This is a genomic window from Acidobacteriota bacterium (assembly GCA_022340665.1).
GTDB lineage: Bacteria > Acidobacteriota > Thermoanaerobaculia > Thermoanaerobaculales > Sulfomarinibacteraceae > Sulfomarinibacter.
This window is the reverse complement of sequence record JAJDNM010000076.1, coordinates 16,223-30,024: the sequence shown is the minus strand read 5'-3', so window position 1 is coordinate 30,024 and position 13,802 is coordinate 16,223. Positions and strand designations below refer to the sequence as shown.

Genomic DNA, 13,802 nt, shown 5'->3' with positions numbered 1-13,802 from the left:
CCCCGACCTCGTTTCGGTGGAGCTTTGCCCGCGAGATTTGCCGCATCGCTCTCCTACCGTGGCTGCGCGCTTGTCGCCAAGACGAGCGGCTTCGCCCCGACCCGCGCCATCGCGCTCGAGTGGCCGCAGTGCTGCGACCTCGATGACCCGGTTGTCACCGCAGACCTCAAAAAGCGTCGACTGGTGCTGCTCAGGGGATGGCTCTTCCGTCACCGGACAGGGGTTGAACGTCACGCGGACCTGATCAGGGATTTTTTCCGGCCTGTCGCCACGATTCGACAAGAGGCCGATCGCCTGGTCGATGCTGCACGTCGTCAAGTCGATGTCCTGGTAGGAGTCCACATCCGCCATCGCGATTATCGGAGCTTCATGGATGGCAGATACTTCTACGATCTCGAGTCCTACCTCGCGTCGATGAAATCGGTTGCAGCGATCTTCAGTCCTCGACGCGTCGCCTTCCTGATCTGCTCGGACGAGGCGCTCAACCTGTCATCGGTGGACAACCTGTCCTTGACGACGTCGGCGATGGGCCCGGTCCAAGATCTCTGGGCGCTGTCCAGATGCGACCTGGTGATGGGGCCTCCCAGCACCTTTTCGACCTGGGCGGCCTTCCTCGGTAAGGTGCCGCGTTGGGAGATCGTTGCGCCGGACACCGAGCCGGCCGAAGAGGATTTCGTGATTCCGTCGCCGGTCCCCCGGATCCCCGAAGAGATGGGCCATGGGAAGGGTTCAGTGGCGCGCGAAGACGACCCGTGCCAGAGCCCGCAGCGAAGCGCGGCCCGCCCGGGTTCGGGGCCGGGTCACGACACCGCGCACGATGCGGGTCGCCGCCTCGATCCGGTGACCCGCCTCCGCCATTGCCTCGATCTCCTCGAGATCTGACCACCACATCAGTCGTTCGAGGTGAGCCGCGGCGATTTTCCGGAGCCGCGGCGGTCCATGCTCTGAGTAGCGAACGAGGGTTTCGCGCTGTTCCTGGTTGAATCTGTCGGACTGGCTCACCGTCTTTGAACCGGAGTGGAGCCGGAAGCCGGCCAGCGGCTGATCCGTGATGCGCGCCGATTCGCCGGAAGCCAGATAGCGGATCATCATGTCGCGGTCGAAAGCGAAGTGGAGGGCCACGTCGAGGCCACCGCAGTCGAGGAATTTGTCACGGCGGAGCCAGACGCCCGGTTGGTGGTAGGACGACCCCCGCCACGGGTGACGGAGGATGGCCTCGGCGGTGAGTCGTCTTTGCAGGACGACGCCGACCGGTTGGCCCGACTCGTCCACTTCCTGCACCGCGCCGCCAAAGCAGTTGTGATTCCCGATGGCGTTGGCCACCGTTTCGAGCGCTCCAGGGAGCAGAAGGTCGTCAGAGTTGATCCAGTTGAAGAGCTGACCGCTGGCGGTTGCCGCTCCCTTCATGATCGCGTCGGCCTGGCCGCGATCCGGTTCAGCAATCAGAACGTCGATATGGTCGCGAAAACGGTCGAGGATTTCCAGTGACCCGTCCGTGCTGCCACCGTCGACCACGATGAGCTCTAAGGTCGGCCCGGACTGGGCGAGGACTGACTCCAGCGCCTCGGCTAGGAACCTTGCGCCGTTGAGATTGGGAATGACAATGGAGAAAAGAGGGCTGCTACTCACGACAATGCTTCTCTCGTCGTGTGGCCTCCGGGCGGCTCGGTCGACATGGCCCCAACCACCTTCAGATCTCGAGGGTATCGAAGTCGATCCGGGGGAATACTCGCAGCTGTCCACCGACGGTCGCGTCGACGACGCGGCGTCCTGAATCACGGTAAACGAAGTCGGCGATGCGGTAGGCGAGCTCTGATGTCTCAAGGTCAGGGAGCTGCCACCGAAAACCGCTGCCGAAGTAGGTCGGGTCGAAATGGTCCGGGTCGTCTCCGGAGGAGACCACCTCCTGGTGGGGCTCTCCCTTGGTCTTGAAGCTGTGGTCGACACCGAGGAGCACTACCTCCCGAAAGCCGAGGTGGAAGGCGAGCTGCAGGGCGGCGTAGGTGACGGTGGCCCCTTCCCAATAACCCTGACCGACGTCGGTGTAGAAAGCCGGTCCCGAAGCCCGCCGCAAGAAGATCGTGCTGGTGGTGAACCGGGCCACGTCCCGGCATTCCCAGCTCAGGAACTTCGGCATCGAGAGAGAGGCGATCTCTTCACAACATTGTTCGATGACAAGGCGGTTGACAGAAACGTAGTACGTGGTCGAAAACCCGAGTTCGTCAAACATCAGGTAAATCCGGTTTGTCCCAATGACAATCTGGTCGCTGAGACGAGAGAGATCCGTCTTGCGGAGGCTGGGACCATTGCCCAACAAAAAACACCGCTCGCCCAAATGGCGATTCCTGAGGGCCTCGCAACGTCGAAGGCTGCGCCACATTGTCGAGTGCAACCAGCCTCGTGACAGCTCGCTGCATGAGGATCGAGCGTGCCGCAGAATGGCGTGTGCCAACTGAAAGGGGCCAAAACCTCGGTTCATCCGACTGCCTCCGTGTTCAGAAACACCCGCGTTGTCTTGCCGACCGCCAGGATCCTGTTGGTGGTGAAGGGAGAGTTGCCCGCGTTTGAACAGAAAAACGCTCAGCCCGAGCACCGTCCCACAGGTGCCCTGTATCTCGTATCGTCGATGCATCCTGCAATTCAAAGATCCTGGATCATGAGCAGCAACGATGCGCTCGGGTGATATTCTTTCGGAGCGTCATTCGGCGGATAGAAACGAAAGACGACGTCAGGTGACTCGACGAGCGTCCGGCGATCGAGCAGGGCCCACGAGTTGGGTATGGTTGTGGCGACCTTCACTCCGGAATCAGCTACGTGCGAGATCCATTTTCGAATTTCCGATGGGAAATGAAGTCTGTGCAACCACAACGGTGTCAGCCAATCCAGCACCCCATCTGCAATCACACGGGCGGGCCGTGCGACAGCGATGTCAATCGTGTGCAGCTCGATACCGCCAGGTGCGAGGAGCTTATGGGCCTCCGTTAACACGGCTGTCCGATCGGCCTCCGGGACGTGTTCGAGGGTCGAGACCGAAATGATGCGGTGAAAGTGGTGTTCCGGCAGGGTGCTTCCCTTGTCACCGAGCCGTTCGAATACATATCGAATACTGGGGTGTTGGGCAGCATATTCATGTGGATCGCTCCAACGGGCCCAGAAGAGTTCGTCACTCTTGGTTCCGAAATCATCAACCACCCACGACTCGACGCCGCAGTTGAGTGCGAGACGCTCCAATAACAGGCTGTACGCCCCACCCACCTCGAGTACCCGTTGGCCTTCAGTGAACTCGCCGGCGGCGGCAATCCATGGCCGATTGTGTGCCTTGATTCCCCACTGGTCCGGGGTATAGCCGGGAAACGGCTCCAGCGCGAACCCCTCGGCTTTGTATCGGAACAATTCCTCGATGGTCGCTAGGCTGGCGTGAGTGAGAGTCAGCACCAGAGACCATCCATTTCTGGCCGGCTCTTCGTCAGCGCAACTCCGACCGGTAGATAGGCTGGCTGCCATTTGCCCCATGGCATACCGTTCTCACCGGATTCGAAATAGAACGCTGCCAATCCTGTCCGAAGTTCCTCGCATGCGGTCAATTGCCTGAGAGATTCGTCATAATCGTCGAATCCAAGCACATGAGCGCGGGGCGCACCGAAGAGTCGTCGTATGGAGTCGGAGGTCAATACCCAGCCCTTCGATGGCTCGTGGTACCAGTCTCGATCCTGACTCGCTGCCATGGTCGCGAGCAGGCGACCTCCAGGTTTCAGGACTCGATGCAGCTCGGTTACGATGGCTGGAATTGCCTCGAGGTCATTGTGCTCCAAGGCCGAGACGGAAACCACCGCGTCAATCGAATCCTCCGGTACCGAGCTCAGATCAGCCAAATCGGCGTTGAGGAATGTGACGCGGCCCGGTGCCTTGCGACTGATCTTCTCCAACGAGGCGTGCGCAAGATCGACCGCGAGACGACGCGGATAGCCCACGATCCTTCTCCAGGAGGTCGAACGAGTGCTCAACATCCCGTTCGGAGCAACGCCATCCCCGGCTTCATATCCCTCGACGCGAAAGCTGCGCCGAATACGGTGTGTTGGTTCGAACCGGGCACCACGATCGACGCTGAGCACATTGGCTCCATGGTCGGCCAAATACCACTGCAGGACACCAGTTCCGGCACCCGCGTCAAGAACCTTCGCACCATATCCTTCACCGAGTTTTCGGCACAACCAGCCAAGGTCGAGCAGATAGTGCCAGCCAAGCCCGATTTCGAGCCGGGAAGCGAGTGCAGCGATTTCCTCGACGGTCTCCCGCTCGCTATTGAGAAGGTCGACCCTCAATATTTCGATGTCGGCAGAGTGTCCCGAATTCTGCGACGCAACGGTTGCGGGTTCCATAGGGCGTTACCTACCCGGCGGCGCCGTGCCGTTTGGCGTCCGTACGTCATCGGCATCGTCCGTGGCCCACCACTTTCCGGGTGGGTCGTCTCCCGAGCAGAGCGGAGAGAACGTGAATATTCGGCTGCGATCAGGGCGCAATTGTGGTACCTCCGGATGCCGGCACGATCTCCCATGAGCCGTCAAGAAAGACAAGACCGTTTTCCCCGCTCAGCGCATAACCGGTGCCGTACACGTCGCCAGATTCGACCTGGAACTTCACAGCCCGATCGCAAAAATCAACTCGTCCGAGCAAACCCCGCGTGATGCTAACGGATATCCAGTAACTGCCCGGGGTGAATGGTAATCGAGGAATTTGGAGTCTCGCCGTTTCGGGTGCTGATCGCGGCTGAGCGACGCGTGTTTTCGTCATGCCGGTATTGATGGACGCGATTGTATGGCCTAAGGATGAATGGAAGATGACACCTATCCACGCCCCTGGTATCGCTGATACGCCCTCGACATCAATTTCGATGGTGAGAGGTTTGCCGATAACGAAGTTCTCGCGCGAATTGCCGTCGGCATCCAGGAGACGAACGGCGCGGAGTATGCGTCGATTTTGTTGGTCCGAACCATTTTCGTCCGAAAACGAGTGAGAACCGGCACCTAACTGGACCGTTTTTTCGCCGGGATCGGTGAGATATCGGTCGATCACATCTTTCGAGCTGGCATCGAATTCCAACATTCCGTTTTGAAGAAGGATTGAGCGATGACAGAGCTGCTCGACCGCCGCCATATTGTGGCTTACAAAAATAACGGTCCGCTGCTTGGTGGCAACGTCCTTCATCTTTGACAAGCATTTCTTTTGAAACTCCGCATCTCCGACTGCCAAAACTTCGTCGATGAGGAGGATCTCCGACTCCATGTGGGCGGCTACTGCGAAAGCGAGACGAACGTACATGCCGCTCGAATATCTCTTGACGGGAGTGTCGAGAAAACGCTCGATTTCGGCGAAGTCGACGATCTCGTCGAAACGCCGGTCGATTTCGGTCTTGCGCATACCGAGGATGGCGCCGTTGAGGTAGATATTCTCACGACCGGTCAGTTCTGGATGAAAGCCCGTCCCAACCTCGAGGAGAGAACCGACCCGCCCGTTGAGCACGACACGGCCTTCGGTCGGCTCGGTGATTCGAGACAGAATCTTGAGCAGGGTGCTCTTGCCGGCACCGTTGCGGCCGATGATGCCGAGTACCTCCCCCTGGCGGACGTCGAGATTGACATCTTTGAGAGCCCAGATCGTCTCGTGTTCGCGCTGAAGAGGCCGACCGCGCGCGAGCGCTTCAAGCCGGCGCACCGGAGCCATGGCGAGGCCGGAAAGTGACTCTCGCAGTGTCTTGTAGGGAGCTTCATGGCGACCGATGCGGTACCGCTTGCCGAGCCCCTCGGCGCGGATAACGACCTCGCCCATCCCTCCCATTACACCACGTCAGCGAAGGTCTGCTCCATGCGGCGGAAGTAAAAGGCGCCGGAAACAGTGATCAGGGCGGTGACTGCGGCGCTCGCCAGGATCAGCGGCCCGGGTCTCGAGCCTACTCCCAGCAGAGCCCAGCGAAAGCCCTCGACCACGCCGACCATCGGGTTGAGGCCGTACAGCCATGTCGGTAGGCCGATCGACTGGAGGCGATCGGTCACTGCGGAAGTCGGATATATCACCGGCGTGATGAAAAGCCAGATCTGGACCAGGAATGGCACAACGTAGCGCACGTCGCGGTACTCGACATTGAGCGCCGACATCCACAATCCAACGCCAAGTGCCGTGGCAAACGCGAGGGCGAGAAACAAGGGTAGCCAAATAACGGCGAGCCCGGGCCAGATGCCGTAGAAGGCCATCATCGCCAACAACACCAGGAAAGCAAGGAAGAAATCCACGACCCCGGATAACACGGCTGCCAACGGTATGATCAGGCGAGGGAAATACACCTTGGTGATGAGGTTCTGCGAGCCGACCAAGCTGTTCGAGGACTGACTCAGACCCTGGGCGAAAAATGTCCACGGGAGTAGTGCTGTATAGGAAAAAATCGGATATGGCAGGCCGTCGGAGGAAATCCCTGCGATACCGCCGAAAAAGATTGTGAAGACGACCATGGTCAGGGTCGGCTGTAAGATTGCCCAGGCTGCGCCAAGCACAGTCTGCTTGTAGCGTACCTTGACGTCGCGCCAGACGAGGAAGTATAGGAGGTCGCGGTACTCCCAAAGGTCGCGCAGCCTGACCGGCACCCAGCCTTTTGACGGCTCGATGACGATGGAATGATCTGCCAGGTGGTCTTTGGCCAAGTGGCTCATCTCTTGAGATTGTATAGCAGTGGCTGATGAGAGAAATACCCTGGTTTTGGATTCAGGGGGACGTTGTGGAGGATGGTGGTTGCAGGGATTTCAACGGTTGGCATGGCGGAAGATCTCGAATTCGTTCATCGGTTGCCAGTTGGCGAGCTCGGTCTCGTACATGCTCGGACATGGCGTGGGGATGGTAGGTGCAGGTGATCCGATAGATGTGGCGGGCATGTTCTCCCGCCATTTCCAGCATCGCGAGGTAGACGGCGATGTCGGGAGCCATGTCCCAGTATGATCCGGTCGTCGGGTCCTTGAGGTGCTGGCTCGGTACGAGGCGGTAAAGACGCATTCGGAAGGTGCGGAGGTGGCTCGTCGTCCACGGCGCTTGGCGATAACTACGAAGCCTGCGCACCTCTCGCGGAGGCGGTAACTGGAAGAGAACCGTTCCGTCTGTCTGCCGCAGAGAGTTGTACGTCATCCATACGTCGTGTTCGTTATATACCTTGTTGAAAAATCGAAGGACCCCCGAGTCGGGCAGCCAATCGTCACCGTTGAGTTCGATACCGATGTCGGTGTCGTTTGCTGTGCGAAAGCCGGCGAGATTATTCCCGAGCATTCCGATGCGCTTGGTGTTGTGGATGAAAGTCACCCGTTGATCGGGGTGCGCCTGAATCCAGTTGTTGATGATCTCTGGAGTTTCGTCCGTGGACGCGTCATCGATAATCACGTGCTGAACGAGGTGCTTCGGATAATTCTGGTTTTTGACCGATTCAAGGCAGCGAACGGCCGTCTCGCCCATGTTGCGCTGCGCTGAGACTATGTGAAATCGTTGATCCTGCGGTGGTCGTACCGTCGAATAACGGAGGATCTCCCCGAGCCGCCCGGCCGCCCGCAGGAGAAGGCGCACCCGGTAACGGCTGAGAATCCACGACAAACCATCGCCGACATCCCGCATGCTTGTGCAACACAATCATACAAACACGGATGGTTCGATTTACACCGTGGCCTATAATTCGGCTGTGGCACGACCGCCCGAAATGCCGTCAAATGTCCGCCCCTCCGTACTCGTCCTGACTCTCTATTCCGGTGAAGCGGAGTTCGGGCGATGCCGAAATTCTCTCGAGAACCAGAGTTACACATCCTGGGAGCACAGGTTGTTCGAGGGCCTGCCGAACGCCGAGGCACACGCCCGGCTGTATCAAACGGTAATGGCCGAACGAGGAAACCACGACCTCTTCCTCAAACTCGACGCAGACATGATTCTCGCCGACCGCGAAGTTCTTGCAGATCTGGTTCAGGTTTTCGAACGGCGGCCGCGCCTCGATCATCTGGTATTTGCGGTGACCGACTGGATGACCGAAAGCCAGATTATCGGTGCTCATCTTTTTTCCAATCGGGTCCATTGGAATAAGCACCGGGAGACCCTCTACGTTGATCCCGACCCCGAGTTTCCGGGAGAGAAGGTGATGGTCATGAACCCTCCAAGGGACCTGGTTCTGCACGCGAGCGATCCTTCGCCGCTGCAGGCGTTCCACTTCGGAGCTCACCGGGCTTTGCAGGCATCACAGGCCTACCGAGGACTGCTCGATTCCAGGCCCCATGATGCGCGCATTCAATGGCAGTACCTGGATCGGGTGTGGCGACATTTCGAACGAACTGGAGACTCTCGACTGGGTTTGGCGATGCTGGCGGCCGACATGGTTTTTCGGAGAGAGCTGCCGGCAACCGCCAGCGAGTACTCCGATCCGGCCTTGATTACCGCCTTCGAACACGTCTCGAAGATTGAAGGGCCGGATATTCTTGCGCGGCTTGAACAACGATGGGCCACATCGGCAAAGCGCAACCGAACGTGGAGGCGCGCTCTCGGTCCGACGAGATTCTCGTTGGTCGTAGGCCGTAGCCTTCGTGACGCGGCCGCCACGGCGGTCAAGGCTGCTTGCGGCTGGTCTCGCGACTCAGTTCAGATCGGAAGCCGTGCCTGATGTGGGGAATTACCGGGATACGGCCGTATTGGATCTGTCGATGAAGGTTGCAATGCTTTCCCATCTCGCTTCGAGAACGGCGCCTACCGGTGCTGAGCGAGTGCTCGAGCTCGTCGCCCGAGGGCTTGTCGGGCGTGGCCACCAGGTGGCGGTGTCGGTTCCCGGCCCGTGGGCGTTCGACTCTCCCCTCGAGGATTCCGGTATCGAGGTCCGGCGAATTCCAGTCCGGTGCTGCTGGCTCGTGCAGGCGGATCGTCAGCCGGCGTGGAGACAGCTGGTGCGCGGCGCGCGCTTTCTGCTTCCAGACCCCGGGACGGGCTCTCTGGCGTCTTTCTTTTCCGAGTTCGACCCCGACGTTGTGTACGTCAACTGCCTCCCCCACCTCCGAGGTGCGGCCACAGCACGAGCGTCCGGGCGACCAGTGGTGTGGCATGTCCACGAAATCCTCCCTCCGGGTGCACGGCGTCGCTGGTTTGCCGGCCGGCTGCGTCGCGATGCAGATCGGATCGTCGCGGTGAGTGAGGCGGTTGCGGATTGGATTCGTGCGGAAGGTCTCGGGGTTTCGTTGGAGGTGATCCACAACGGCGTCGAGATTCCCGACACCCTCCCCGATTGCGCATCGGCGCGTGCGCGATTCGATCTTCCGTCTGGGGCGACGGTATTCGGGTGGTTCGGCCAGCTCGTGCAACACAAGGGCGCGGTTGACTTCGTGCGTGCCGCTCATCGGGTGTCCGAAAAATGTTCCGATGCCTGGTTCCTGATCGCGGGTCACGGCTCGTCGTCCTTCGTCGGCACATTACGAAATGAAATCGATAGCGGGCCCGCAGCTGAACGAATGCGAATCGTGCCTCCACAGCCGGAGATATGGGAACTCATGGCGGCGGTAGACGGACTCGCACTGACGACGCTGTGGCCGGATCCCTTGCCGCGAGTGGTGATGGAAGCCATGGCCGTCGGCAAGCCGGTGGTAGCCTACGCAAACGGCGGAGTGCCGGAGATGGTAATCGACGGTGGAACGGGCATTTTGTGCCCGCCAGGCGATGTGGCCGGCCTCACGAGCGCGATTTTGCAGCTCACGAAAGACGAAGGTCTCCGTGGTCGGTTCGGCGAAGCGGGACGCCGGCGGGCGCGGACAGATTTTTCGGTCGAACGGCATCTTGATCGAATGGAGCGCGTTCTTCAGGGATCGATATAGCCAAGTGCCTGGAGCCCCTGCTGCGTTTTTTCATCCAGGACCACGTGGTCGAGCGCGGTTTCCGAGGCACCGATTGCACGATGGAGAAGGCGGTTTCTCTCTCGCCAGGCGTCGATCCGAGAGGACAATTCTTGGACTTCTGTCGAGTGTCGTGCACTCAGATCATCTTGTTCACGAGGATCGGTCCGGAGGTCGAAAAGAAGCCACGATTGAGATGCCAGTGAGTGAATCAGCTTCATCGAGCCTGCACTTCGAATCGCGTACTGACCGCCGAAGTTGGTTGCTTCGCTGAATGCATCAAGGGCATCGGTATCCGATCCGTTTATGAGTGGGAGGAGGCTCCGCCCCTGAAAACGAGCGCCTGATAGGTCGATGCGTGCGAGGTCCAGAAGAGTCGGCGCAGCATCGATAAGGCGAACCTGCTGGGAAATTCGGCATGGTTTCAGCCTCGAAGGCGCGGAAATGATGAATGGTACCGAGGTCTGCTCCTCATACAGGGTGTAGCCATGGTTGAAGGCCCCATGATCGAGGAATTCCTCACCATGGTCGGCCGTCACCACCGACACGAGATCGCGCTTCAGCTGCAGGCCGCCAACGGCCTCCAGGAGCTGGCCGAGCTGTGCGTCCATGTATTGGATCTCGCCGTCATAGAGGCCCACAATATAGGCCAGATCCTGTTCAGAAATGGGAGGAGGAACCTCGTGGTGAGTGACCACGATCTCACGAGTCGTGTTGGGTGTCAGAGAACCGTTGTAGCCGAAGGTGAAGCTTTGTCCGTAGGGAGATGGTGGTTCGTAGGGCCAGTGGGGGTCGTTGTAGTGAACAAGGAGGAACCACGGCTCTTCGACTCCTGATGACAACCAGTCGAAGACTCGTTGGTTGGTGACCTCTGCTCGCCGCTTGGCTTCGCCATCCGGGAAAAGATAGTCTTCGTGCGAGTCGTCGAAATGATCAAAACCCTGAGCGAAGCCAAAGATCGCATTGACATAGAGGTTGGACACAAAACCCGCGGTTGTGTAGCCAGCCCTGTGGAACAGCTCGGCCATCGTCTGATGTCCCGGCGGGAGAGTCTTCTGAACCGCAAACGGGAGATTCCCGCCGTTGGACGTCGCCGGCTCGCTCCATCGGATTCCTCCGTCCAGCCCGTGAACTGAAGGGTAAAGCCCGGTGAAGAGCGAGGCGATAGCGGGCGCAGTCCAAGGCGCCTGGCTGACGGCCGTCTCGAACACCACTGACCTTGTTGCGAGGCGATCGATATTCGCAGTTGTCGGGTAAGGGTAACCATAAGCGCCCACGTGGTCCGATCTCAAGGTGTCGATCACGATCAGCAGCACATTTGGCATCGTCGGATGAGCTCTGCGCCGGGGTACTGCCGTATTGGCTTTTTCGAAAGCCTGACGTCGAGTGGCATAAAGATCTGAGCCCGGCTGAGTGGCTGCCAGCGCTCGACGTAGAATACTGACGGCCTCCTCTGGCCGACCTGTCTCGAGATACGCTCTGCCCAGACCTTCAAGGACTTCAGGATTGTCGGGGTCCATGCTCGCCGACATCTCGAGCTTCTCGATGGCATCGTCTGGTCGACCAGCCCGGTCCAGCACCTCGGACCAGCCGATCAAGAACGGAATCGAGGTAGACGCACCGAGATCCGATGCTCGCTCATAGGCGGCGAGCGCCTCTTCAATACGGCCGAGTGTGGCCAGGACTGTTGCGAGATCCATGGCTGCGTCCAGAGATGGGTTTTCGGACTCAACCGCGCGCCGCAACACCGGCTCGGCCTGCTCGAGTCTGCCGGTAGCAGCGAGCAGCTTTCCCCACCCGCTGAGTACCAGAGAGCTTTCAGGATAGCGATCCAACAGAGACGCGAATCTCTCCTCAGCCTCGGCGACACGGCCGCGCATGACACATATGTTGGCCAGCTGAACGTGCGCTTCGACCGCAGCTGGGTCGAGCTGAACTGCCTTCTCGAACTCGGCCTCTGCGGCAGCGACCCGTCCGTCGGCCAGATGTTGATGACCGACCCGGACGTGCTCGGCTGCTGCTGATCGCTTTTGAGCGGGGGCGCACGCCAGGCAGAACAACAGACCCAAAGCCCAAGCGGTGATTGTCCTCTTTCGCTTTGCCGCTTTGATCATTCGTCAATCCCCAACATCGGTCGCAGGACAATTGCGGCCTTCCGGTGTTCAGGCAATCCGAGCTCATACTCAAGCCACGCCCTAAATTCGGTTTGATGGGGATGTTGGTCAAGCAGACGCGAAGCAGTTTCACCGAGTGGGCCGTAGTTGGGGTCCCTGTCGAGGCTGAGCACCAACCGTTCGCCGGCCTCGTCCCATCGTCCTAACGCCATCAAAGCGTCGACGGCGACCTTCGATCCGGGCCCGGTCGGAGGATGGAGGGAGTTGAGAATCTCGAGCTGTTCGAGGGCTTCGGCGGGGTGTCCGGTGTAGAGGAGGGCGGCGGCGAGGTTGTGACGTGGGCGGTAAAGCTCCGGCGCTCGCTCGGTGGCCTCGCGGTAGCACTCGCGTGCGGCCTCCAATTCACCACGATCGAGGTACACGTTGCCGAGCCACTCCCAGCCATCCGGTCCGTCGGGGAAGATCTCGATCGCGGCGCGCGCGAGATTTTCCTGATTGGCATAGACGTGAAGGGCACGCTGCAGGCCGACGATTTCGGAGATGATGACAACTGCTACGATTGCCGGTACCGCCCAGCGGAACAGCGGGCGGCTGGTTTCAAGCTTCGTGTGGGCCGCCAGACCAAGGTCGGCCAGCGCGAGGCTGGTCACGGCAAGCGGCACATAGAGGTATCTGCCGAAGCCGCCCCACCCGGGAACCGTTGCCACCAACGCGATTGGGGCAAGCATCAGCCCCGTAGTCAATGCTGCGGTCGGGGCCAAGGGCGCGATTCGCCGGGCGATGATCGTGACGACGAGGATCACCACGCAAAGAGCTGCAGCCAGACAGCTCGTGCTCCAGCTGACACCCGCGTACTCCCATGACAGATGACGAATGCCGATCGGCTGCATGGTGAGCATCGAGTGAAGGCCATCGACGAGAAGAACCGGGTAGACCTTGAGGGCCTGGATGCGTTGCGTCGCATCTGCTCCTGCCGCCTGCATCCCATCGAGGGCTGCCGCACGCATGACCAGGAAGACGATCACGGCGACCGTGGCCGGCATGAGATACCGCACCAGTACCTTTCGCGACGCGACGAGGAAGAGACCGAGCGCCAACAGGCCAGCTAGCACGATCTCTTTGCTCAGGAGACCGGCAAAGAACACGATTCCGGCGACGGTCGCCACGACCCACGCCCGAGATCGCTGTCGACCGTATGGCGAGAGATGATCGAGGATGAGCACGGCGCCGAGAAGACCAGCTGCGGCCAGTGGTTCCGGTAGGGCGGATGGCCACAAGTAGGCTTCTGCGGTGACCGGGTGGCAGGCGAAGAAGAAAACCGCGATCGCCGCTGCGAGACTCGAGTCGATCCAGCGGATGGCGAGACACCACAGCAGCGCGCACACGAGCAGGTGGGCCGCCAGCACGGACGCGTGGAACCAGAAGGGGTCGGGTCCATTGACCTGGTAAACCGCGGCCAGGGTAACCATGAAGAGTGGCCGATAGGTGTCGACGCCTTCGGCTCCCCGACCCTCGCCGCCGGCCGACTCCACGACATTGTGGGTGAAGTAGAACGGGATTCTCCCAAGATCGTCGATCGTGGGTGATTCGGCGATCTGTTTGAAGTCGTCCCACAGAAACTCGGCACGCAAGGCCGGAGAAAGCAACACCGCGATAATCGCCAGCAGCAGGAGGAGCTGCAGCCAACCGCGGTTCGCGATCGACGATGCATCTGCGGAGGGGCCGTTCGCCATCCCAACCATTGTCGCAGCTACGTCTCGCAGTTGAAATATCTTGCGAATGCTGTCCGGTCCCACCGCCCCTT

General features: G+C 60.0%; 11 protein-coding genes. 2 read left to right on the top strand and 9 right to left on the bottom strand.

The window, feature by feature from the left end; genetic code table 11:
- Positions 1–729: 729 nt before the first annotated feature.
- The 7 genes from LJE93_09495 to LJE93_09465 form a co-directional block, all read right to left on the bottom strand.
- Positions 730–1,629 carry a glycosyltransferase gene (locus LJE93_09495; protein ID MCG6949130.1) on the bottom strand — a complete coding sequence of 300 codons (900 nt, stop codon included), beginning with the start codon at positions 1,627–1,629 and terminating at the stop codon, positions 730–732.
- Positions 1,630–1,690: 61 nt separating this feature from the next.
- The gene (locus tag LJE93_09490) at positions 1,691–2,380 is read right to left on the bottom strand and encodes a DUF115 domain-containing protein (protein ID MCG6949129.1); all 690 of its coding nucleotides are present in this window, start codon (positions 2,378–2,380) and stop codon (positions 1,691–1,693) included.
- A 260-nt stretch (positions 2,381–2,640) separates the two neighbouring features.
- Positions 2,641–3,435, bottom strand: a complete 795-nt coding sequence (locus tag LJE93_09485) for a class I SAM-dependent methyltransferase (protein ID MCG6949128.1) — start codon at positions 3,433–3,435, stop codon at positions 2,641–2,643.
- Positions 3,429–4,379: a class I SAM-dependent methyltransferase gene (locus LJE93_09480; GenBank protein MCG6949127.1), complete on the bottom strand. Its 951-nt coding sequence runs from the start codon at positions 4,377–4,379 to the stop codon at positions 3,429–3,431. Before LJE93_09480 ends, LJE93_09485 begins: the two co-directional genes overlap by 7 nt.
- Positions 4,380–4,509: 130 nt before the next feature.
- Entirely contained in the window at positions 4,510–5,826 is a 1,317-nt protein-coding gene (locus LJE93_09475; GenBank protein MCG6949126.1) for an ABC transporter ATP-binding protein, read from the bottom strand.
- A gap of 8 nt (positions 5,827–5,834) precedes the next feature.
- A complete protein-coding gene (locus tag LJE93_09470) occupies positions 5,835–6,701 on the bottom strand; it encodes an ABC transporter permease (protein MCG6949125.1) in 867 nt (288 codons plus the stop codon).
- Between the two features lie 52 nt (positions 6,702–6,753).
- Positions 6,754–7,644, bottom strand: a complete 891-nt coding sequence (locus LJE93_09465; GenBank protein ID MCG6949124.1) for a glycosyltransferase — start codon at positions 7,642–7,644, stop codon at positions 6,754–6,756.
- Positions 7,645–7,708: 64 nt separating this feature from the next.
- Here LJE93_09465 and LJE93_09460 point away from each other — a divergent pair, with 64 nt between their 5' ends.
- Positions 7,709–8,671 carry a hypothetical protein gene (locus LJE93_09460; protein MCG6949123.1) on the top strand — a complete coding sequence of 321 codons (963 nt, stop codon included), beginning with the start codon at positions 7,709–7,711 and terminating at the stop codon, positions 8,669–8,671.
- Positions 8,672–8,711: 40 nt separating this feature from the next.
- Entirely contained in the window at positions 8,712–9,866 is a 1,155-nt protein-coding gene (locus tag LJE93_09455; GenBank protein ID MCG6949122.1) for a glycosyltransferase family 4 protein, read from the top strand.
- On the opposite strand, the gene LJE93_09450 is transcribed toward LJE93_09455, so the two are convergent.
- Entirely contained in the window at positions 9,851–11,998 is a 2,148-nt protein-coding gene (locus tag LJE93_09450) for a sulfatase-like hydrolase/transferase (GenBank protein ID MCG6949121.1), read from the bottom strand. The genes LJE93_09455 and LJE93_09450 overlap by 16 nt on opposite strands.
- Positions 11,995–13,731, bottom strand: coding sequence for a tetratricopeptide repeat protein (locus tag LJE93_09445; GenBank protein ID MCG6949120.1), 1,737 nt, complete (start codon positions 13,729–13,731; stop codon positions 11,995–11,997). Before LJE93_09445 ends, LJE93_09450 begins: the two co-directional genes overlap by 4 nt.
- Positions 13,732–13,802: the final 71 nt, after the last annotated feature.